This window comes from Pseudoprimorskyibacter insulae (assembly GCF_900302505.1).
Taxonomy (GTDB): Bacteria; Pseudomonadota; Alphaproteobacteria; order Rhodobacterales; family Rhodobacteraceae; genus Pseudoprimorskyibacter; species Pseudoprimorskyibacter insulae.
In genome coordinates this window covers 445,351-467,670 of the sequence record NZ_OMOJ01000002.1, presented here as the reverse complement: position 1 = coordinate 467,670, position 22,320 = coordinate 445,351, and the positions used below count along the sequence as shown (strand labels likewise).

The 22,320-nt window shown below is 61.5% G+C and carries 21 protein-coding genes; 16 read left to right on the top strand and 5 right to left on the bottom strand.

The window, feature by feature from the left end; genetic code table 11:
• Window positions 1–526: 526 nt before the first annotated feature.
• From PRI8871_RS07730 to uvrC, 8 genes are all read left to right on the top strand, one after another.
• Window positions 527–2,092, top strand: a complete 1,566-nt coding sequence (locus PRI8871_RS07730) for an ABC transporter ATP-binding protein (RefSeq protein ID WP_108885604.1) — start codon at window positions 527–529, stop codon at window positions 2,090–2,092.
• Window positions 2,085–3,179, top strand: coding sequence for an ABC transporter permease (locus tag PRI8871_RS07725; RefSeq protein WP_108885603.1), 1,095 nt, complete (start codon window positions 2,085–2,087; stop codon window positions 3,177–3,179). The genes PRI8871_RS07730 and PRI8871_RS07725 overlap by 8 nt, the downstream gene beginning before the upstream one ends.
• Window positions 3,180–3,182: 3 nt before the next feature.
• Window positions 3,183–4,148 (top strand): ABC transporter permease, encoded by a 966-nt coding sequence (locus tag PRI8871_RS07720; protein ID WP_108885602.1) that lies wholly within the window; start codon window positions 3,183–3,185, stop codon window positions 4,146–4,148.
• Between the two features lie 103 nt (window positions 4,149–4,251).
• A complete protein-coding gene (locus tag PRI8871_RS07715) occupies window positions 4,252–5,049 on the top strand; it encodes a S49 family peptidase (protein WP_108885601.1) in 798 nt (265 codons plus the stop codon).
• 1 nt (window position 5,050) lies between these two features.
• The gene (locus PRI8871_RS19545) at window positions 5,051–5,218 is read left to right on the top strand and encodes a hypothetical protein (protein ID WP_219929010.1); all 168 of its coding nucleotides are present in this window, start codon (window positions 5,051–5,053) and stop codon (window positions 5,216–5,218) included.
• Window position 5,219: 1 nt separating this feature from the next.
• A complete protein-coding gene (locus tag PRI8871_RS07710; RefSeq protein ID WP_108885600.1) occupies window positions 5,220–6,158 on the top strand; it encodes a calcium/sodium antiporter in 939 nt (312 codons plus the stop codon).
• Window positions 6,159–6,166: 8 nt separating this feature from the next.
• Window positions 6,167–6,946 (top strand): SDR family oxidoreductase, encoded by a 780-nt coding sequence (locus PRI8871_RS07705; protein ID WP_108885599.1) that lies wholly within the window; start codon window positions 6,167–6,169, stop codon window positions 6,944–6,946.
• A 307-nt stretch (window positions 6,947–7,253) separates the two neighbouring features.
• Window positions 7,254–9,140 carry an excinuclease ABC subunit UvrC gene (gene uvrC / locus PRI8871_RS07700; protein ID WP_108885905.1) on the top strand — a complete coding sequence of 629 codons (1,887 nt, stop codon included), beginning with the start codon at window positions 7,254–7,256 and terminating at the stop codon, window positions 9,138–9,140.
• Here the strand turns inward: uvrC and PRI8871_RS07695 are convergent.
• The 5 genes from PRI8871_RS07695 to fsa all read right to left on the bottom strand — a co-directional run bounded on the left by PRI8871_RS07695 (window position 9,137) and on the right by fsa (window position 12,872).
• On the bottom strand, window positions 9,137–9,739 hold the full coding sequence (locus tag PRI8871_RS07695) for a glutathione S-transferase (RefSeq protein WP_108885598.1): 603 nt from the start codon (window positions 9,737–9,739) through the stop codon (window positions 9,137–9,139). The genes uvrC and PRI8871_RS07695 overlap by 4 nt on opposite strands.
• A gap of 57 nt (window positions 9,740–9,796) precedes the next feature.
• On the bottom strand, window positions 9,797–10,450 hold the full coding sequence (locus tag PRI8871_RS07690; RefSeq protein WP_370741915.1) for an FMN-binding negative transcriptional regulator: 654 nt from the start codon (window positions 10,448–10,450) through the stop codon (window positions 9,797–9,799).
• Window positions 10,422–11,348, bottom strand: coding sequence for a tyrosine recombinase XerC (locus tag PRI8871_RS07685; RefSeq protein ID WP_108885596.1), 927 nt, complete (start codon window positions 11,346–11,348; stop codon window positions 10,422–10,424). Before PRI8871_RS07685 ends, PRI8871_RS07690 begins: the two co-directional genes overlap by 29 nt.
• A complete protein-coding gene (locus tag PRI8871_RS07680) occupies window positions 11,345–12,049 on the bottom strand; it encodes a DUF484 family protein (protein WP_108885595.1) in 705 nt (234 codons plus the stop codon). Before PRI8871_RS07680 ends, PRI8871_RS07685 begins: the two co-directional genes overlap by 4 nt.
• A gap of 169 nt (window positions 12,050–12,218) precedes the next feature.
• Window positions 12,219–12,872: a fructose-6-phosphate aldolase gene (gene fsa / locus PRI8871_RS07675; RefSeq protein WP_108885594.1), complete on the bottom strand. Its 654-nt coding sequence runs from the start codon at window positions 12,870–12,872 to the stop codon at window positions 12,219–12,221.
• A gap of 103 nt (window positions 12,873–12,975) precedes the next feature.
• Between fsa and PRI8871_RS07670 the strand changes: the two genes are divergently transcribed.
• The 8 genes from PRI8871_RS07670 (at window position 12,976) to PRI8871_RS07635 (ending at window position 22,319) form a co-directional block, all read left to right on the top strand.
• On the top strand, window positions 12,976–15,168 hold the full coding sequence (locus PRI8871_RS07670) for a primosomal protein N' (RefSeq protein WP_108885593.1): 2,193 nt from the start codon (window positions 12,976–12,978) through the stop codon (window positions 15,166–15,168).
• 102 nt (window positions 15,169–15,270) lie between these two features.
• Complete coding sequence (locus PRI8871_RS07665; RefSeq protein WP_108885592.1) at window positions 15,271–16,185, top strand: sulfite exporter TauE/SafE family protein; 915 nt, start codon at window positions 15,271–15,273, stop codon at window positions 16,183–16,185.
• The gene (locus PRI8871_RS07660; protein ID WP_108885591.1) at window positions 16,182–16,949 is read left to right on the top strand and encodes a TIGR02186 family protein; all 768 of its coding nucleotides are present in this window, start codon (window positions 16,182–16,184) and stop codon (window positions 16,947–16,949) included. The genes PRI8871_RS07665 and PRI8871_RS07660 overlap by 4 nt, the downstream gene beginning before the upstream one ends.
• A complete protein-coding gene (locus PRI8871_RS07655) occupies window positions 16,907–17,371 on the top strand; it encodes an acyl-CoA thioesterase (protein WP_245897801.1) in 465 nt (154 codons plus the stop codon). Before PRI8871_RS07660 ends, PRI8871_RS07655 begins: the two co-directional genes overlap by 43 nt.
• A gap of 65 nt (window positions 17,372–17,436) precedes the next feature.
• Window positions 17,437–18,384 carry an ABC transporter permease gene (locus PRI8871_RS07650; protein WP_108885904.1) on the top strand — a complete coding sequence of 316 codons (948 nt, stop codon included), beginning with the start codon at window positions 17,437–17,439 and terminating at the stop codon, window positions 18,382–18,384.
• Window positions 18,381–19,196, top strand: coding sequence for an ABC transporter permease (locus PRI8871_RS07645; protein ID WP_108885589.1), 816 nt, complete (start codon window positions 18,381–18,383; stop codon window positions 19,194–19,196). Before PRI8871_RS07650 ends, PRI8871_RS07645 begins: the two co-directional genes overlap by 4 nt.
• Window positions 19,193–20,896: an ABC transporter ATP-binding protein gene (locus PRI8871_RS07640; protein ID WP_108885588.1), complete on the top strand. Its 1,704-nt coding sequence runs from the start codon at window positions 19,193–19,195 to the stop codon at window positions 20,894–20,896. Before PRI8871_RS07645 ends, PRI8871_RS07640 begins: the two co-directional genes overlap by 4 nt.
• On the top strand, window positions 20,874–22,319 hold the full coding sequence (locus PRI8871_RS07635) for an aldehyde dehydrogenase family protein (RefSeq protein ID WP_108885587.1): 1,446 nt from the start codon (window positions 20,874–20,876) through the stop codon (window positions 22,317–22,319). Before PRI8871_RS07640 ends, PRI8871_RS07635 begins: the two co-directional genes overlap by 23 nt.
• Window position 22,320: the final 1 nt, after the last annotated feature.

Genomic DNA, 22,320 nt, shown 5'->3' with positions numbered 1-22,320 from the left:
CCGGGTGATACTCATTATGAAAATTGCGCTAACTGTGTCGGCGACATTATTGCTGGTCTCGGCTTGTGTACCAGTCGAAGTCTGGCACAAAGAAAACATTAGTGTTCAACGCCTTCAGAACGACCAGACCGACTGCTTGGTTCGAGCTGCACAGCGAGTTCCTGTGAACTCTCAAATTAGAACAACGCCTACTTACGTCACGCCCGTACAGACAAGCTGCTATCGGTATGGAAACTCTGTCCAATGCACCTCAACAGGCGGGGACGTATATGGTGGAGACACATACAGTTTTGACGCCAACGCTGGATTGCGCGAACAAGTCGTGCAGCAATGCATGGCCACTTTGGGCTATACGCTTGTTTCTCTCCCAACCTGCTCTCCCGAGCAGAAAAAGAAAATTACGCTCACTAGCCGCACCGCGAACCTGACAGAAACGTCTTGCGCAGTTCAGACGTCTGGCTCTCGTTGGGTCGTAGCAAACCCGAAATAGCCGGGAAACCGTTCTCGCAGGAATAGAAGGTCGCAAATGGAGCAAAGCACCGCCCCCGCCATCGAACTCAAGGGTATTTCCAAGGCCTTTGGGCCCGTTCAGGCGAATAAGAACATTTCGATCCGGGTCATGCCGGGCACGATCCACGGTATTATCGGTGAAAACGGCGCGGGCAAATCCACGCTGATGTCGATCCTGTACGGATTTTACAAAGCCGACGCCGGAGAGGTCTTCATCCACGGCAAAAAGACCGAAATTCCCGACAGCCAAGCGGCGATCAGCGCAGGGATTGGCATGGTGTTCCAGCACTTCAAACTGGTTCAGAACTTCACGGTTCTGGAAAACGTGATTCTCGGGGCCGAGGATGGCCCCATGCTCAACACCTCGCTGTCCAAGGCGCGCGGCGTGTTGAAGAAACTGGCCCAGGAATACGAACTGAACGTCGATCCTGAGGAACTGATTGAGAACCTCAGCGTCGGCCACCAGCAGCGGGTTGAGATCCTGAAGGCGCTCTATCGTCAGGCCGATATCCTGATTCTGGATGAGCCTACTGGCGTTCTGACCCCGGCTGAGGCCGACCACCTGTTTCGCATCCTTGATAACCTGCGGGCCGAAGGCAAAACGATCATCCTGATCACGCACAAACTGCGTGAGATCATGGAGATCACCGATACCGTCAGCGTGATGCGCCGAGGCGAGATGACGGCGACCGTGAAAACCGCCGAAACCAGCCCTGAACAACTGGCCGAGTTGATGGTGGGCCGCAAGGTTCTGCTGCATGTCGCCAAAGAGGCGGCCAATCCGGGCGACAAGGTGCTTGAGGTCGAAAACCTGCGCGTCGTCGACGAAGACAAGGTCGAACGTTTGAAGGGCGTGTCGCTGAACGTCCGCGCGGGCGAAATTCTTGGCATCGCCGGGGTTGCGGGCAATGGGCAGTCGGAACTGCTGGAAGTCTTGGGCGGGATGATCCCCGCCACCGGCACCGTGCGCGTCAACGGTCAGGAAATCGACCTGACCGGCAAAAATTCAGACGGGCAATCGCGCCGGGCGCGTGGCATTGCCCATGTCCCCGAAGACCGTCAGCACGAAGGCCTGATCATGGAATTCGCGGCGTGGGAAAACGTGGCCTTTGGCTATCACCACGAAGCCAAGTATCAATCCGGCATCCTGATGAACAATGCCGCGATCAAGGCCGACACCGCCGCCAAGATGGAGCGGTTTGACGTCCGCCCGCCGAACCCCAAGCTGAAGGCCCGCAATTTCTCGGGCGGGAACCAGCAAAAAATCGTGGTCGCCCGCGAGATTGAGCGCAACCCTGACATCCTGTTGGTCGGTCAGCCGACGCGCGGCGTGGACATCGGCGCGATCGAATTCATCCACAAACAAATCGTCGCCCTGCGCGACGCGGGCAAAGCGGTGTTGCTGGTCTCGGTCGAGTTGGACGAGATTTTTAGCCTGTCCGACCGGATCGTCGTGATGTTCGACGGTCAGATCATGGGCGAACGCGATCCGGCAACCACCAACGAAAAAGAACTGGGGCTTCTGATGGCGGGGATCACCGACACATCAAATGCCCAAATGGAGGCCAAGCAGAATGGATAAGATGCCCGCCTGGGCCGATGCGGTCCTTGTTCCTCTGTTCTCGATCATTCTGGCGGCGATCCTGTCCGCACTGGTCATTCTGGCCATCGGTGAAAGCCCGGTGGATGCCTTCAAACTGATGGTTGATGGGGCGCTGATGCGGTCGGCCGGGTGGGGCTATACGCTCTACTATGCGACCAACTTCATCTTTACCGGGCTGGCGGTATCGGTGGCCTTCCATGCCTCGCTGTTCAACATCGGCGGCGAAGGGCAGGCGATGCTGGGCGGTCTGGGAACGGCGCTGGTTTGCCTGTTCATCCCTTGGCCGCATTGGTCACTGGCGATTCTCGGCTCGGCCATGGCGGCGGCGGCCTTTGGGGCGCTTTGGGCGCTGATCCCGGCCTATCTGCAAGCCAAGCGCGGCAGCCATATCGTGATCACCACGATCATGTTCAACTATATCGCCGCCTCGCTGCTGAACTACGTTCTGGTGAACGTGCTGCGCCCCACCGGGTCGATGGAGCCGTCTACGGCCGTCTTCCCCGAGGCGACGCACCTGCCCACCTTCCGCGATATGTTCTCAACCGCGGATACGATCCTGTTCCGTGGCGCACCGGCGAACGTCAGCTTTTTCCTTGCGCTGATCGCTTGCGTGGTCGTCTGGCTGCTGCTGTGGCGAAGCAAGCTGGGTTATGAGATCCGCGCCTTTGGCTTTTCTGAAAGCGCCGCACGCTATGCCGGGATTCGGCCTGTGCGCATCACCATCATCGCAATGATGATCTCGGGGGCGCTGGCCGGGATGATGGCCGTGAACGCCACGCAGGGCGAGGCCGAGCGCCTGATCCTGAACGGCACCGAGGGCGCAGGGTTCATCGGCATTGCCGTGGCCCTGATGGGGCGCAACCATCCGATTGGCGTTCTGCTGGCGGCGATCCTGTTCGGGTTCCTCTATCAAGGTGGGGCCGAGCTGGCGCTTTGGACGAACATTCCGCGCGAATTGATCACCGTAATCCAGGCCTTGGTCATCCTGTTCACCGGGGCGCTGGACAATATGGTGCGAATGCCGCTGGAACGGCTGTTCCTGTCGCTGCGCAAGAAAGAGGCCTGAGACATGGATTTCATCACCTTCATCCAGCTTCTGGACTCCACCGTACGCAGCGCAACGCCGCTTTTGCTGGCGTGCCTTGCGGGCCTGTTCAGCGAACGCGCCGGGATTTTCGACATCGGGCTTGAAGGCAAGATGCTAGCGGCGGCCTTCTTTTCGGCGGCCATCGCTGCGTTGACCGGATCGGCCCTGATGGGGCTTGGCGCGGGCATTCTGGCGGCTTTATCGCTGTCACTGATCCACGGCGTGGCCTCGATCAACTTCCGGGGCAACCAGTTGATTTCCGGTGTGGCGATCAACTTTCTGGCCTCAGGCATGACCGTGCTTGTGGCGCAGCACCTGTTCAGCCAAGGGGGCCGCACCCCGACGCTGGAAGGCAACGCCCGGTTTGAGCCGATCACCCTGCCCTTCGCCGATGCGCTGGCTGATGTGCCCTACCTTGGCCCGATCTATTCCGAACTCATCTCGGGTCACGCCATCTTGGTCTATGTCGCCATGCTGACCGTGCCGCTGACGTGGTGGGTTCTGTATCGCACACGGTTCGGCCTGCGCCTGCGCGCCGTGGGCGAAGCGCCCGAGGCCGTGGACACTGCTGGTGTGTCTGTCGTGCGGATGCGATTTGCCGCCGTTCTGATCTGCGGCGTGCTCTGCGGTATTGCCGGGGCCTATCTGGCGATGGGGCTTCAGGCCAGCTTTACCAAGGAAATGACCGCGAACCGGGGCTATATCGCCCTTGCGGCGCTGATTTTTGCCAAGTGGCGCCCGTGGTATGCGCTGGGGGCCTGCCTTTTGTTCGGGTTCCTGTTCGCCATCGAAACACGGTTCCAGAACATCGACATCGCGGGCTTTATTCTGCCGGTGCAATTTGTTCAGGCCCTGCCCTATATCCTGACGGTCGTTGTGCTGGCCGGGTTCGTGGGCAAGGCGATCCCGCCGCGTGCGGGCGGGCAACCCTACGTGAAAGAACGGTAATCCCAAGGGCCGCGCCGAAAAAGGACGCGGCCTTTGCAACACCATGCAGACTTCTTTCGCCAGACACCTTGTTTGTGCAACCTGCGCATTCTAAATCCCCAACATGAAGCGTTGGATCCCATTCATGAAGGCCGAACCGGTCGTCGCTGTTGTGCGCCTACAGGGCACGATCGCGCAATCGGGACGCGGCGTGTTGAACGATCAGGCCCTGCGCCCGATCCTTGAGAAAGCCTTTCGCAAAGGCAAACCCGCCGCTGTCGCGCTGGAGCTGAACAGCCCCGGTGGATCGCCTGTTCAATCCTCGCTGATCGCCGCCCGCATTCGCCGCCTGTCGGATGAAACGGGCGTTCCGGTTTATGCCTTCGTCGAAGATGTGGCCGCCTCGGGCGGGTATTGGATCGCCGCCGCCGCCGATGAAATCTATGCCGACGAATCCTCGATCATTGGATCGATTGGTGTGATTTCCGCCGGGTTCGGCGCGCATGTGTTTCTGGCCCGCCAAGGGGTCGAACGGCGCGTCTATACCGCTGGCCGGAGCAAATCCATGCTGGACCCGTTCCAGCCCGAAAAAGAAGAAGACGTGGACCGCCTGCGCAAACTGCTGGCGCAGCTGCACGAAACTTTCATCAGTCATGTCCAGACCCGCCGCAAAGGCAAACTGGCCGACAACCCTGATCTGTTCACCGGCGAAGTCTGGCTTGGATCGTCGGCGATCTCGGTCGGTCTGGCCGACCATATCGGCCACCTTGCCCCGGTGATGAAACAACGCTTTGGCAAAAAGGTTCGGTTCCGCCGCTATGAGGCACGCCGCCCGATCCTTCAGCGCTTTGGCGCCCAGATGGCCCAAGACGCCCTGATCACCATAGAGGAGCGTGCGGCCTACGCGCGTTTCGGCCTCTGACGTGATCGTAAAAATCATCTTCCTGTTCCTGATCGTCATGGGTGTAATGGCCATGTTCGGTAAGCTGCGCTTCCCCGGTCAGGCAAAACTAGCTTCGGCCAAATGCACGTCATGTGGCCGCTACCGCATTGGCAAGGGCCGCTGCCCCTGCAAAGGAAAGACACGCTAATATGGTCTGGCTACTGGCTGCGCTCGGGCTCGTTATTCTATTGCTCGCGGGCGACTCGCTGGTGAAAGGCGCGGTGAACCTGTCGCTGCGCGTCGGCATCCCCGCCCTGATCGTGAGCCTGACTGTCGTCGCTTTTGGCACCTCTGCGCCGGAACTGCTGATTTCGATTAGCGCCGCGCTGGAAAACGCACCGGGCATCGCGCTTGGCAACGTGGTTGGATCGAACACCGCCAATGTCCTGTTGGTCCTGGGCGCACCCGCCATGCTGGCCGTGATGCACACCAGCCAATGCAACACCCGCAAAAGCTATGTCCTGATGATCGGCGCGACGCTGCTGTTCATCGCGATGGCCTTTCGCGGGGTGTTTGACTGGATCTCGGGCGTTGTGCTGCTTCTGGTTCTGGCTGGCATTCTGTTCGACTCGGCCCGCGACGCGCTGGCCCACCGCAAGGCAGGCGACCCTGACGAAGATGTTGAGGGTGCCGATCTTGAAATGCCGATGTGGAAGATCCTGCTGTTCCTTGGTCTTGGCCTGATCGGGTTGCCCGTTGGGGCCGATCTTCTGGTCGATAGCGCCATTGAAATCGCCCGCATGTTCCATGTCAGCGAAACGGTCATTGGCCTGACGCTTGTGGCTATCGGCACATCGCTGCCGGAACTGGCCACCACCGTTATGGCCGCGATCCGCCGTCAGGCCGATGTCGCGCTTGGCAACGTGATCGGGTCGAACATGTTCAACCTGCTGGCCATCATCGGCGTCGCGTCCATGATCGCGCCGATCCCGGTCGAACGGTCCTTCTTGCAGGTTGATCTATGGGTGATGCTGGGCGCGTCGCTGCTATTGATCCCGTTCGTTTTCTTGCGGCAAGACCTGAATAAGATCTGGGGAATTGGACTTCTGGCTCTATATGGCGGCTATATGTTCTCGATCCTGACCTGAGGCCCAACATGACCCATGCATTGGTAACCGGCGCTGGCAAACGGCTTGGCCGCGATATGGCACTGTATCTGGCCCGGCGCGGCTATGACGTCACCGTGCATTACGCCAGTTCCGCCGACGCCGCCGAGGAAGTCGCCGCACAGATCCGCGCTATGGGGCGCAAGGCGGTCACGCTTCAGGCCGATCTGCTGGATGAAGCGCAGGTCCAAGCCTTGGTGCCAAGCGCGATCAAGGCCATTGGCGCCCCGGTGAGCTGCCTTGTGAACAACGCCTCGATTTTCGAATACGACAATATCCAGACCGCGACCCGCGAAAAATGGGACCGGCATCTGGAAAGCAATCTGCGCGCGCCCTTCGTTTTAACGCAGGCCATGGCAGAGCATGTTCCCGAACCCGTTGACGACGACATGGGCGAACCGGTGGCGCAGGGTTTGGTCATCAATATGATCGACCAGCGCGTGCGCAAACTGACACCCGAGTTCATGACCTACACGATCGCCAAGATGGGGCTGTGGGCCTTTACCCAGACTGCGGCGCAAGGGTTGGCCCCCCGCGTGCGCGTCAATGCCATTGGTCCCGGACCCACATTGCGCGGCGGTCGCCAGACCGAAGACCACTTCGCCCGCCAACGCGCCAGCACCGTGCTGCAGCGCGGCTCAAACCCCGCCGATATCGTCGCGGCGCTTGGGTTTTTCCTCGATTCGCCGGGGGTGACGGGGCAACTGCTATGCGTTGATGGGGGTCAACACCTAGGATGGAAAACACCCGATATCTTGGGGGTTGAATAGGGGTATCGAATGAAAGTTTTGCACTCCTCACGGCGACGTTACGGAAGCGTTACAAAAACTTTAAGGAACTCAATCAGTTGTACCGCGCAAAGTATTTTCACTAACAAATTCAAATAGTTATGGTACCGCCCAAAAATTAGGCAAACACGTAAAACCCCCCGTAAAACAACGAAAAATCCGCTCTGCCAAGATTTTATATACCGACTTATCCACAGAAATGGTGGATGTAATTTGCCTTGTGCCTGACTGCCAGCCGGTGCAGCCAACGCCTTGGAATCACCCCCAGCTGGGCTATACGTTTCACCCCATGACGCAGCACCCCGATTCACCCGACGATTCGCAGCAAAACCGGCCCACCGGACATGCCTGCGTGCAGTCCTATTTGCCGCTGCTCGACAGCAGTCCCGGCGTTTACCGGATGCTCGATGCGGAAAGCCGCGTGCTCTATGTCGGCAAGGCGCGGAACCTCAAGGCGCGGGTGTCGAACTATGCCCGGCCCATGGGACACAGCCCGCGCATTGCGCGGATGATCTCGGAAACCGCGTCGATGATGTTCCTGACCACGCGCACCGAGACCGAGGCGTTGCTGCTGGAACAGAACCTGATCAAGCAGCTCAAGCCCAAGTTCAACGTGCTGCTGCGCGATGACAAATCCTTTCCGAATATCTTGGTCACCGGCGATCACCCCTACCCGATGATCAAAAAGCATCGCGGCGCGAAAAAGGAAAAGGGCAGCTACTACGGCCCCTTCGCCAGCGCGGGCGCGGTAAACCGCACGCTGAACCAATTGCAAAAGGTGTTCTTGCTGCGCAACTGTTCGGATTCGATGTTCGACACCCGCACGCGCCCTTGCCTGCAATACCAGATCAAGCGCTGCTCAGGCCCTTGTGTGGGCAAGATATCCGAGCCCGATTACGCCCATACCGTCAAAGAGGCCGAGGATTTCCTGTCGGGCCGCACCACGCAAATTCAGGAAACGCTGGCCGCTCAGATGGCCGAGGCGTCTGAGGCGATGGAGTTTGAGCGCGCCGCAGCCCTGCGCGACCGCATTCGCGCCCTGACACAGGTGCAGACGAACCAAGGCATCAACCCGCGCGGCGTGGCCGAGGCCGATATCATCGCCCTGCACATGGAAGGCGGGCAGGCTTGCGTTCAGGTGTTCTTTATCCGGGCCAACCAAAACTGGGGCAATCAGGATTTCTATCCGCGCGTCGGGGCGGATGTCGACGAGGCCGAGGTGCTAGAGGCCTTCATCGGCCAGTTCTACGACACCAAGGAACCGCCGCGCATGTTGCTGCTGTCGCATGACATAGAAGACCGCGACCTGATGGAAGAGGCGCTGAGCCAAAAGCTGGGCCGCAAGGTTGAAATTGCCGTGCCCCAACGCGGCGAAAAGGTCGAGCTTATCGAGGGCGCCACCCGCAACGCCCGCGAAAGCCTTGGGCGCAAAATGTCGGAATCGGCGACGCAAACCAAACTGCTGCGCGGCGTGGCCGAGGCCTTTGGCCTCGACACCCCGCCCGAGCGGATCGAGGTTTACGACAACAGCCACATTCAGGGCACCAACGCCGTGGGCGCGATGATCGCGGCGGGGCCGGACGGGTTCATGAAGAACCAGTACCGCAAGTACAACATCAAGGGCGAAGACCTGACGCCCGGTGATGACTTCGGCATGATGAAAGAGGTGCTGACCCGCCGCTTCAAACGCCTGCTGAAGGATGACCCCGACCGCGATAAGGGCCTGTGGCCTGATCTTCTGCTGATCGACGGCGGCGCGGGGCAGGTTTCGGCCGTGGCCGAGATCATGCGCGAATATGGCGTCGAAGATGTCCCGATGGTGGGCGTGGCCAAGGGCGTTGATCGCGACCACGGCAAAGAAGAATTCTACCGCACCGGCCAGCGGCCCTTTGCCCTGCAACGCAACGATCCGGTGCTGTACTTCGTTCAGCGCATGCGCGACGAGGCACACCGCTTTGCCATTGGCACGCACCGCGCCAAGCGGGCCAAATCCATGGCCGCCAATCCGCTCGATGATATCGCTGGGGTCGGGGCGTCACGCAAACGCGCGCTTCTGGCGCATTTCGGTTCGGCCAAGGCGGTCAGCCGGGCGAACCTGGCTGACCTGAAGGCGGTTGAGGGCGTCTCGGCGGCGCTGGCCGAACGGATCTACGCCCATTTCCACGAAAACGGTTAGGCCGGGATCGTGGCCTGCATCGACGGGCGCTTTTCAAACTCGGCGTACCATGCGGCCAGCGCATCGCGGCCTTGGCGCCAATTCCGATCCGGGACGCGGAAATCGGCATAGCCGAGCGCGCAAGCAATGGCGATTTGCGCCATGTCGACCGGGCCGTTCAGATGGCTCATCCAGCGGTCATTCACGGCGTCCAGCGCACGCGCGGCTTTGTCCCACTGCGCATCCATCCACGACTGCATCCGCATCCCTTCATCGCGGAAGCGGTTTTCGTAGACGGTGGCCAGCGTGCCTTCGATGATGCCGTCGGCGGTGGCTTCCAGCGTAAGCACATCCCAAAGACGCGCCTCGGGATAGAGGCCAGCCTTGGCGCGGTCGTCCAGATAGCGGCAGATCACCCGGCTGTCGTAAATGGCTGGGCCATCATCGCGGATCAGCGCGGGGATTTTGCCCAGCGGGTTGGCGGCCTTCAGGCCCGTGTCCGTCTGAAACGGGGTTGTCGCGATGACGACCTCTTCGACATCGGCGGCCTGATCGGTTTCCAATAGCAAAACCCGGACCTTACGCACAAATGGCGAAGCGGGTGAGCTTATAAGTTTCATTGTGGTCCTCCCATGGATCTGCGGGAAGACTAGGCCGCGCACCGGCAGAGGCAAGCGCTAAAGTTCGGGCGGTTCCTGCATCAGCTTGGCCAGCTCTGCCATGTCCGCTCCGAAGGCGGATTGCGCCACATGATCGGCGGCCATCAAGCGCACCGCGTCGAGCTTGTTCTGGCCCAGTTTCCACGTGGCTTCGACCTGCGCGATATGGAAGCGGCACGGGACGATCATCCGCAGGAAACGGGTCATCACATCATCGCTGACCTTGCTCATCCGCCATATCGGTTTTGGCAGAAGCCGCGCCTCAAACGCGTCTGACTGGCGGTCCAGCAAGCCGGGCAGATCGTCCTGCGGCAGCAGCTCCAGCCGACCGGACAAGCGCACCGCCACATAGTTCCATGTCGGCACCTGATCGTCGATCCCGTACCAATCGGGCGAGATGTAGCCATCCGGCCCCAGCACCGTCAGTCGCGCCGGACGCGGGTCTTTCAGCAGGCGGGCGATTGGGTTGGACCTCACAAGATGCAGGTCAATCGTCTGGCCATTGTCCGACAGCAGAAACGGGACATGCGCCGTTTCAGGCCATTCCGCGCCATTGACGGCCAGGGTCCCGAAGGCGCGGGCGCGAACAAGCGCCAGATCTTTGGCATGATCCGCGGAATGGAAGGTCGGATTGGGATGCATATCACTGGGCCTTTGGGTGGGTCCGCTCATAGACCTGCATCAGATGCACGGTGTCAACGGCGGTATAGGCCTGCGTCGTCGAAAGCGAGGCATGGCCCAGCAATTCCTGAATCGCCCGCAGATCGCCGCCCGCCGCCAAAAGGTGCGTCGCAAAGCTATGGCGCATGGCGTGGGGCGTGGCCGTTGCGGGCAGGCCCAGTTGCAGCCGCGCCTGTTCGGTTACTTTTTGCACCAAACGCGGGTTCAGCGCACCGCCGCGCACACCGCGAAACACAGGCTTATCCGGCGCGGGGTCGTGCGGACACATATCAAGGTAGCGGGCCACGGCGGCGCGGGCCACAGGCAGAACCGGCACGATCCGTTCCTTTCCGCCCTTCCCGATAATGCGCAGCGTGTCGCCCAGCGGCAGGTCTTTGCCTGTCAGGCCCAGCGCCTCGGAGATCCGCAAACCGCAGCCGTACAGCAGGGTGACAACCGCCGCGTCGCGCGCGCCGACCCACCCTTTGACCGATTGCGCCTCAACAGTGTCGATCATCGCTTTGGCGGCATCGGGGCTAAGGGGCCGGGGCAGTTTCTTGGTGAACTTCGGCGACCGCGCAGACAGAACCGACGTGGGTTCAAACCCTTCGCGTTCGGCAAGCCAGCGGTAAAAGGTTTTCACAGCAGATAGTTTGCGGGCCAGCGACCGTGCGCCTGTGCCACTGGCCCGTTGGTTGGCCATCCAGGCGCGCATGTCGGTCACGGTGATCCGCGCCAATGCGCCAAGCCCTTGCGGCTGGCCATGGTAGCCCGTCATGAACACGATGAATTCAAGCACATCGGTCCGATAGGCCGTCAGTGTATTGTCGGCGGCGCCCTTCAGGGCGCGGCCATGGTCAAGCCACCCTTCCAGCGCATCACGCGCTGCGGGTGAAATCTCTAGGCTCACGCCAGCCAGCGCCGCATGGCGCGTTCAAACACACCGGCGAAGAAGCCCAGCAAATCCGTCCCCTGCTGCGGCGAGAACTGATGCGGATCTTCCGCGCCCAGCACCAACAGCCCCGGCAGGCGGCCTTTGCCAAAGTCCAAACGCAGGCAAGCCTCGGATCGGATCCAATCGGCCTTTTGGCCGTAAATGCTCGCCTCGGCGTCCTGCACCTGGCGCAGCACAACAGGGCGCACTGGCACGCCGGTGTTTTCGCCCAAGTAGGCCGATACAAAGCCCGGCTCGGCCACAGACAACACATGCGCCAAACGTTTGACCGATGGGTCCGTCTGGGTATGCGCCGATTCAAGGATCAGCCGCACCGCATCCACGCGCAAAATCTCGGCCACTTCGCCGCCAAGGTTTTGCAGGAAGGATTCAAATTCTACCGGGTCCAGCATCCGCAGGATGGCGCGGTGCACTTGGTTGGTGCCAGCCAGATTGTCATAGGCCGCGGCGATGACACTGCGATGCGTGTCCTCAAGCCGGTCAAGACGCGCCTCTAGCCGTTCCATCGCGATGCCGCGCAGATCGACGATATTCCCGCCCATCGCCCGTTCATTGGCCGCGATCAGCGCCTGCATCAGTTCCTTGTCGTCTAGGATGACATCCGGCCGCGTCATGATCGCTTCGCGAAGGTCTTCGTCGATCTTCAAACTGTTCATATATCCGCCTGTCCTATGGGCATTTCCTGCCCTTCAGTCCTGCTCAGTTTATGGTTGTTTTCTTTGGCATGTCGCAAAGACACCCCACCTGTCAATGAAAGATGCGCCAGACCCCTTTCAGGGTGGCGCATCAATCACAGTGTCTTTCGATAGCTGAGCGCTAAATCGCTCAGACGATTTTGATGTTGGCTTTTTCGATATCAGCCAGGAACGCAGCCAAACCTTTGTCGGTCAGAACGTGGTTCGCCATGGCCTTGATCACCGCCGGCGGGGCGGTCATGACATCGGCGCCGATCTTGGCGCATTCCGACACATGGTTCGCGGTACGGATCGAGGCAGCAAGGATCTGCGTCTCAAAGCCGTAGTTGTCATAGATTTCGCGGATATCGGCGATCAGGTCCAGGCCATCAAGGTTGATATCGTCCAGGCGGCCAATGAACGGCGAAATGAAGGTCGCGCCCGCTTTGGCGGCCAGCAGTGCCTGATTGGCCGAGAAGCACAGGGTCACGTTGACCATTTTACCTTCGTCCGACAGCACCTTACAGGCTTTCAGGCCGTCCCAGGTCAGCGGAACCTTCACGGCAATGTTTTCCGCGATCTCGGCCAGCTTGCGGCCTTCTTCGATCATCTTGTCGGCATCGGTGGCGGTGACTTCGGCCGAAACGGGGCCTTCGACAAAGCTACAGATTTCCTTGGTGACTTCGATGATGTCACGGCCAGACTTGGCAATGATCGACGGGTTGGTGGTCACACCGTCGACCATCCCCAGAGTGTGCAGCTCGCGGATGGCATCGACGTCTGCGCTATCGACAAAGAATTTCATGACAAGGTTTCCTTTGCATCGCTTGGCATTCGGTTGCGCGTGTCATACCCCAGAGAGGGGCTGGCCAAAAGCCCCTATATGTTGGCGCTAACGGAGTCTGAGCGTGGATCGGAGCTTTTTTCAGCCGGGTGAGCTTGTCGGCGTGCTGACCGCACAGCCGCTGGACCGCGTTCTGGATTACAAAGCCCCCGATGGCGGATGCTTCACCGGGGCCTTTGTCGAGGTGCCGCTTGGCCCGCGCAAAGTGCTTGGCGTGGTCTGGGGACCGGGCAAGGGCGATTGGGATATCTCAAAGGTGCGGTCCGTGATCCGCGTGCTGGATGCCCAGCCCATGCGCGACGAAATGCAGGCCTTTCTAGAAAAGGCCGGGGCCTACACCCTGACCCCGATGAGCGCGATGCTGCGCCTTGCCACCCGTGCGCCGGGCTTGGGCGATCCGCAATCCATGCGCAAGATCTATCGTCTTGGCGAAGGCACCCCTGACCGAGACACCGATGCCCGCCGCCGGGTTCTGGCCGTGCTCAAGGACATGGGCGGGCTGTCCCTGACGCTGAATGAGCTATCTGAACAGGCGGGCGTGACAAGTTCCGTGGTCAAAGGCTTGGTCAAACAGGGCGTCGTACGCGAAGAAAACACCCCGCGCGACACGGCCTTTCCCCGTCTGGACCCGGACTTTGGCGCCAAAGATCTGACCGAAGACCAGATCGCCGCATCGGCCAAGCTATGCGTCGGGGTGCAATCGGGCGACTATGGCACGACCCTACTGAAAGGCGTCACCGGGTCAGGCAAGACCGAGGTCTATCTGGAAGCCGTGGCCGAATGCCTGCGCCAAGGCAAACAGGCCTTGGTCCTGCTGCCGGAAATCGCCCTGACCGCGGAATTCCTGTCGCGGGTGCAAGCGCGGTTCGGGGCCTTCCCGGCGGAATGGCATTCGGGCGTCACCATGACAGAACGCCGCCGCGTCTGGCGGATGGTCGGCGAAGGCGGCGCACAAATGGTGATTGGGGCGCGTTCGGCCCTATTCTTGCCGTTCCAGAACCTTGGGCTGATCGTCGTCGATGAAGAACACGACACCTCGTATAAGCAAGAGGACGGCGTGCTGTACAACGCCCGCGACATGGCCGTGCTGCGGGCGTCGATCATCGGGGCGCGGGTTGTTCTGGCCTCGGCCACGCCCTGCCTTGAAACATGGGCCAATGCGGACGCGGGTAAATATGACCGAGTCGATCTGACGTCGCGGTTTGGGCCAGCGGTCATGCCCGACATGCGCGCGCTGGACATGCGGGCCGAAAAGCTGCCGGGCAATCGCTGGATCTCAGAGGCGCTGCGCGGCGCGGTGGCCACCCGGATCGAACGACAAGAACAATCGCTGCTGTTCCTGAACCGGCGCGGCTATGCGCCCGTGACCATCTGCCGGGCCTGCGGGCATCAGATCGGCTGTGACCATTGCGATGCGCGGATGGTCGAACACCGGTTCCTGAAGCGGCTGGTGTGCCATCAATGCGGCAAAACCAAACCCATGCCCGAGGTCTGCCCGAAATGCGAAGTCGAGGGCCGCCTTGCCCCGGTCGGCCCCGGTGTTGAACGCCTCGCCGAAGAAGCAACCGAGCTGTTTCCGAACGCCCGCGTGGCGCTGCTCAGTTCAGACATGTTCGGATCGGCCCGCGCATTGAAGGTCGAGATTGAGAATATCGCAAATGGCGGCGCGGATATCATCATCGGCACGCAATTGGTGGCCAAGGGCCATAACTTTCCGCTGCTGACTTTGGTCGGCGTGATTGATGCCGATCTTGGGCTTCAGGGATCGGACCTGCGGGCCGCTGAACGCACGTTCCAACTGATGCGACAGGTCGCAGGCCGCGCGGGCCGCGCCGAAAAGCCGGGCACCGCCTTGATGCAAACCTATCAGCCCGAACACCCGGTGATCCGCTCGATCCTGTCGGGCGACGAAGAAGGCTTCTGGCGAGCCGAGGCCGAGGAACGCCGCGCCGCGGGCGTGCCGCCCTATGGGCGCATGGCGGGGATCATCCTGTCGTCCACCGATGTGCAAGAGGTGTTCGACCTAGGCAATGCCATGGCCCGCCAAGATGCGCCGCTGCGCCGTGTAGGCGCGCAGGTCTTTGGCCCGGCCCCGGCCCCCATTGCCCGCGTGCGCGGACGCCATCGCGTGCGCCTGCTGGTCAAAGCACCCAAAGGCACCGCCCTCCAGCCCGCCCTGTCGGAATGGGTGGCGCAATTCCGGCTGAAGGGCCAGTTGCGCATGGCCATCGACATCGACCCGCAAAGCTTCTTCTGATCCGGGCAGCCCTTGGGCAGTCACCAGAAATTCACACGGCCTTAGAAATTTTTTCCGATTGGTCAGTTGCGTTTGGAACAACTCAGGCGCAAAAACAAGTCTATGCAAATCTACCTGCCCATAGCCGAAGTTTCGGTCAATGCCTTCCTGCTGCTGGGCCTTGGCGGCCTTGTCGGGGTATTGTCCGGCATGTTCGGCGTGGGCGGCGGGTTTCTTCTGACCCCGTTGATGTTCTTTGTCGGCATCCCGCCCGCCGTGGCCGTGGCAACCGGGGCCAACCAGATTGTCGCCTCGTCCATTTCGGGCGTCTTGGCGCATCTGAAACGGCGCACGGTTGATCTCAAGATGGGGTCCGTGCTGCTTGGCGGCGGGCTGATTGGCGCGGCCATTGGGGTTTATATCTTCAACATGCTCAAGGAACTGGGCCAGGTCGATCTGCTGGTACAGCTTTGCTATGTGCTATTCCTTGGCGTGATCGGGCTTTTGATGCTGTCCGAAAGCCTGCGGGCCATGCGCAAATCACGCCGTGGCGGCCCGCCCACCCGCAAGAAACACAACTGGGTGCATGGTCTGCCGCTGAAAATGCGCTTCCGTGTCTCAGGGCTTTATATCTCGGTCATCCCGCCTGTTCTGGTCGGGATGAGCGTGGGGGTCTTGGCCGCCATCATGGGTGTCGGCGGCGGGTTCATCATGGTGCCTGCGATGATTTACCTGCTGGGCATGCCAACCAAAGTGGTGGTCGGCACCTCGCTGTTCCAGATCATCTTTGTCGCCAGCTTCACCACCATGCTGCACGCCACGACGAACTATACCGTGGACATCGTGCTGGCCTTCCTTCTGCTGATCGGCGGCGTGATTGGCGCGCAGGTCGGCACCCGCATTGGCCTGCTGCTCAAGGCCGAACAATTGCGCGTCCTGTTGGCCCTTCTGGTCATCGCGGTCTGCGGAAAACTGGCGCTGGACCTGCTGATCCGCCCGTCCGAGCTGTATTCGCTGACCGTGGGCGGGGCGCAATGATGCGCTGGCTGCTGCTGATCCTCGCGCTATTGGCCACCCACGCGACAGCCGAGACTGAAACGGTCGTGCTTGGCCTCAGCCAAGACCGCGTGCGGATCACCCCCAATTTCGACGGCTCAGAGATCCTGATCTTTGGCGCGGTCAAACGCGAAACCCCCATCCCCACAGGCGACCCGCTGCAAGTGGTCGTGACCATCGCCGGGCCGGACCGCCCCATCACAATCTTCCGCAAAGCACGCGTTGCCGGGATCTGGGTCAACGCCCGTTCCGCGGAACTGCCCGCCGCGCCCACCTTCTACGCCGTCGCCACCAGTGCAAGCTGGGACAACGTCATGAGCGCCGCCGCAGACAAGGCGCACAATGTGTCGGTCGATCTGGCCATACGGGCCATGGGCATGGCACGCGGCGATGTCGCCAGCCAGAGCTTTACCGACGCCGCGATCCGCCTTCAGCAAAACAGCGGACTATATAAGTTGCTGGAAGGCGCGGTCACGATCGAAGATCAGACCCTGTTCCGCGCTTCGGTGAACATGCCCGCCAACCTGACCGAAGGCGCCTATCGCACCCGGATCTTCCTGACCCGCGGCGGCGAGGTGGTCGACCTTTATGAAACCGAAATCACCGTCGGCAAGGTCGGGCTGGAACGCTGGCTCTTCAACCTGTCCCGCGACAACGCGTTCTACTACGGGCTATTGTCTCTGCTGATTGCCACCATCGCAGGATGGGGCGCATCCACCATATTCCGCCTGCTGCGCAACGGCTGATGACCACCCGCGCTGCATACCCCGCCTTTGTCGCTCTTCAGACCCGCTGGTCCGACAATGACGAATACGGGCACATGAACAACGCCGCCTATTACCAACTGTTCGACACCGCCGTCAGCAATTGGCAACAGGACAACGGCCTGATCATTCGCGGCCCCAATGCCACGCGGTTTGTCGTGGTGGAAAACGGCTGCAAGTATCACCGCGAAACCGGCTATCCGCACCCGCTTCAGATTGGCCTGCGCATCCCGCATATCGGCCGCAGCTCGGTCCGCTTTGATCTGGGCCTGTTCCAAGACGATCAGGACACCCCCTGCGCGACGGGCTTCTTTGCCATGGTCCATGTCGGCGACACCGGTCAATCCGCCCCCCTGCCCGATCCGGTCCGCGCAATTTTCCAGCGCCTTGCCACGCCCGCATAAGGTTCTGACGCGCCGCAGAAAATCGGGTGCTTGCCAAGTTGCAGAAGTCGGGTAACGTCGGGGCCATGCTGCGCTATTTTTTCAAACGCTTAACATCCCTGATCGTCAGTCTGGCCATTGCCTCACTTGTCATCTTTCTGGTGGTTGAGGTCGCCCCCGGCGATCCGGCCAGCTACATGCTTGGCATCAACGCCCAGCCCGACACCGTCGCCGCCTTGCGCGCCGAACTAGGGCTGGACGTGCCCAAATGGCAGCGGTTTCTGGCCTGGGCGGGCGGTATGGTGACGGGCGATTTCGGCACCTCCTACACCTATCGCACTTCAGTCAGCCAGATGGTCGCAGACCGGCTATGGGTGTCCCTGCCGCTGGCCCTGTATGCCCTGACGCTTTCGACCCTGATCGCCTTCCCCGCCGGGATCTACGCCGCCGCCCGTCGCGGCAAGGCGGGCGATCTGGCCGTCATGGGCGCGACGCAGCTTGGCGTTGCCATCCCGAATTTCTGGTTCGCCATGATGCTGGTGCTTGTCTTCGCCATCAACCTGCGCTGGTTCAACGCGGGCGGCTTTCCGGGGTGGGAGGGCGGCCTGCTTCCCGGCCTCAAGGCCCTGACCCTGCCCGCCATCGCCCTTGCCCTGCCGCAAGCCGCCATTCTGGCGCGCGTCATGCGCTCATCCCTGCTTGATATCCTTGGCGAGGACTTCATGCGCACCGCCCGCGCCAAAGGCCTCAGCTATCGCCAAGCGCTGTGGAAACACGGCGTGCGCAATGCGCTGATCCCTGTGCTTACGATCATCGGGCTGCAGTTCTCATTCCTGCTGGCCGGGGCGATCATCATCGAACAAGTCTTCTACCTGCCCGGCCTTGGCCGCCTGATCTTTCAATCCATCGGCCAGCGCGATCTGATCGTCGTTGAATCCGTCGTCATGCTACTGGTCTTTGCGGTGATCGTGGTGAATTTCCTCGTCGATCTGGCCTATGCCATCGTCGACCCAAGGCTGAGGGCCCGCGCATGAAACCCTCACTGATCCTCGGCCTCGCACTATCCGCCCTGTTCCTGCTCGCCGCGCTGCTGTCCTACCTCTGGACACCCTACGCCATCGACACAATGGCCATTGCCGACCGGCTCAAACCCCCGTCCATGGCCCACCCGTTCGGCACCGACCATTTCGGCCGCGATATGCTCAGCATGATCATGGTCGGCGCACGCACCTCCATCGCGGTCGCCCTTGTGGCGGTCGGCATCGGCATGGGCCTTGGCGTGCCCCTTGGCCTTGCCGCCGCCGCCCGCAAAGGCTCGCTTCTGGATGAGGTCATCATGCGTGGCAACGATCTGGTTTTCGCCTTCCCCAGCCTTGTAATTGCCATCCTGATCACGGCGATCTTCGGCCCTGGCGCAGTCAACGCGATCATCGCCATCGGCATCTTCAACATCCCCGTCTTCGCCCGCCTGACCCGCGGCGCAGCCCTCAGCCTTTGGCAAAGGGAATTCATCATGGCCGCCCGCGTGTCCGGCAAATCCGCCGCCCGCATCAGCGCCGAACACATCTTGCCCAACATCGCCAACCTGCTGATCGTCCAAGGCACCATCCAGTTCAGCCTTGGCATTCTGGCTGAGGCCGGCCTCAGCTACGTGGGCCTCGGCGCACAGCCCCCCATCCCCAGCTGGGGCAGGATGCTGGCCGATGCGCAAACCATGGTCGCCCTCGCCCCGCATGTCGCCCTTGTCCCCGGCCTGACCATCGTCGCCATGGTGCTCGGGCTCAACCTTCTGGGCGATGGCCTGCGCGATTGGCTGGACCCACGTCTGAGGGTTCTGCGCACATGACCGTATTTTCTGACCCAAAATATCCCGGGGAGCGCGAGGGGCAGAGCCCCTCGCATCGGTCGGATCGCGCAAACGATCCGAAACCCCTGCTCGACATCCAAAACCTCTCGGTTGCGATCCACGGCAAACCCATCCTCAAAGGCATCTCTCTCACCATCGGCATGGGCGAAATCGTTGCCATCACCGGCGAAAGCGGCTCGGGCAAATCCATGACCGCGCTCGCCACCATCGGCCTTCTGCCTCATGGCTCAGACGCGTCAGGCTGCCTCAGCTGCAACCAAGACGATCTGCTCACCCTCACCGAACCCCAGCTTTGCAAGTTGCGCGGCAATGAAATCGGCATGGTCTTCCAGGAACCGATGACCGCGCTGAACCCGGTGCAGTCCATCGGCGATCAGGTGGCTGAAACGATCCTGATCCACACCAATACCCCCCGCGCGGAGGCGTTCAAACGCGCGGCTGAGGTGCTGACCCGCGTCGGCCTGCCGCAAGACCGCTTCCCGCTGTCGCGCTACCCGCATGAACTCTCGGGCGGGCAGCGGCAGCGCGTGGTGATCGCCATGGCCATCGCCCTGCGCCCCAAACTGCTGATCGCGGATGAGCCGACCACCGCGCTTGATGTCACGACCCAAGCGCAAATCCTTGACCTGCTGCAAAAGCTGGTTCGCGAGGATGGTATGGGTCTGATGATGATCACCCACGATCTGGCCGTTGTCTCGGACATGGCCGACCGGATCGTCGTCATGCGCCACGGCGAGATTGTCGAACAGGGCCCGACCCGCGCCCTTTTTGCCAATATGCAGCACCCCTATACCCGCGCGCTGTTTGAGGCCTCTCGCCACCAAGCCGCGCTTGAGGACAAGCCCGGCGGCTCCGCCCTTCTCGAAGTCCGAAGCGCCTGCCGCGATTATCGCACCCCCCGCAAAACCCTGTTTGGCCCGCAAGGCAGCTTTCGCGCCGTCGATGACGTGTCCTTCACCATCAACAAGGGCGAACGTGTCGGGCTGGTGGGCGAATCTGGCTGCGGAAAATCGACCCTAACCCGGGCTATTCTGGGGCTTGAGCCACTGCAATCGGGCGCGATCTTGCTGGATGGCCAACCCGTTTTCACCCACGGTAACACAAACCTTGATGTGCGCCGCAAGATGCAGGTCGTCTTCCAAGATCCCTACGGCAGCTTCAACCCCCGCCACAAGGTCGAGCGCCTGATCACCGAGCCGTTCCACCTGCTGCCCGATCCGCCCATAGGGACCAAACGCCGCGAGGCTGTGGCCGAGGCTCTGACCGCTGTCGGCCTGCACCCGGACGACGCGGGCAAATACATCCACGCTTTTTCCGGCGGGCAGCGGCAACGCATCGCCATCGCCCGCGCCCTGATCATTCGCCCGGAACTGATCGTCTTTGACGAAGCCGTTTCCGCCCTCGACGTGCGGGTTCGCGCTCAGATCCTTGATCTGATGGCCGACCTCAGCCGCGACTACGGCCTGACCTATTTGTTCATCAGCCACGATTTGTCGGTCGTCCGCTCGATCACCGATAAGGTCATGGTCATGGAGTCTGGCCGCATCATCGAGCAGGGGCCAACGGCATCGGTGTTTGACAACCCGAGCGAATGGTATACCAAATCTCTCCTAGAGGCCGCGCCAACGCTGCCCCCGGCAACTGGAGGAGGAGACCATGCTGCCGATCCTACCCTTTGACCCGTCCTGCATCCTGATCAACGGAGAATGGCGTAAAACGGCGGACACGCTGCCGCTGACCAACCCGTCCACCGGGCGCGAAATCGGGCGCATCGCCCGTGGCACCGCAGCTGACATCGACGATGCCGTCAAGGCCGCCGAAGCCGCGCGCCACGGGCCATGGGCCCGTATGACCGCCGCAGAGCGGGGCCGCCTTCTGACCAAGCTGGGCCGCTTGGTGAAAGACAACGTCGACCTGCTGACCGAGATGGAAGCCGTCGATGTGGGCAAGCCGGTGAAGCAAGCCCGCGCCGATGCCGTGGCCTTGGCCCGCTATTGCGAATTCTACGGCGGGGCGGCGGATAAGGTGCATGGCCAGACCATTCCCTATCTGGATGGCTATACCGTTTACACGATGCGCGAACCGCATGGGGTGACGGGCCATATCGTGCCGTGGAACTACCCAATGCAGATCATCGGCCGATCTGTCGGCGGCGCGCTGACCATGGGCAACACCTGCGTTCTGAAACCCGCCGAAGATGCCTGCCTCACCGCGTTGGCCTATGCGTGGCTGGCCGAACAGGCGGGCTTTCCGCCCGGCGTTCTGAACGTGGTGCCCGGTTTGGGATCCGAGGCGGGCGCGGCGCTGTCCTCGCATCCCGGCATTCACCACATCAGCTTTACCGGTTCGGTCGCCACCGGGGCCGCTGTGCAACGCGCCGCCGCCGATAACGTGATCCCAGTGACGCTGGAACTGGGCGGCAAGTCGCCCCAACTGGTGTTCGATGACGCCGATCTGGATGCGGCCTTGCCCTTCCTCGTGAATGCCGGGCTTCAGAATTGCGGGCAAACCTGCTCGGCCTCATCGCGCATTCTGGTGCAGCGCGGTGTCTATGACGACGTCGCCCGCCGCATGGCAGCGGCCTATGCTGCCAAGCAGGTTGGCCCGGCCACCGACGATCTGGATGTCGGACCGCTGATCTCGGCCGTCCAGAAATCCCGGGTGCAAGGCTTCCTTGACAAAGGCGCAGACCTGCCGGTGCTGGCCAAGGCGCAACTGGCCCCAGACCTGCCAAAGGGCGGCAGCTATGTGCAGCCCACGCTATTTGGCCCTGTGTCGCCAGATCACCCGCTGGCGCAGGATGAAATCTTTGGCCCGGTACAGGTGATGATCCCCTTCGACACCGAAGAAGAGGCCATCGCCATCGCAAACGGCACCGATTACGGCCTCGTCTCTAGCGTCTGGACGCGGGATGGCGCCCGGCAAATGCGCCTCGCCAAGGCGCTGCGCTCAGGTCAGGTGTTCATCAACAATTACGGGGCCGGTGGCGGCGTCGAACTGCCCTTCGGCGGCGTCGGCAAATCTGGCCATGGCCGCGAAAAAGGCTTCGAAGCGCTTTATGGCTTTTCAACAGTAAAGACGGTCGCCGCCTATCACGGCTGAC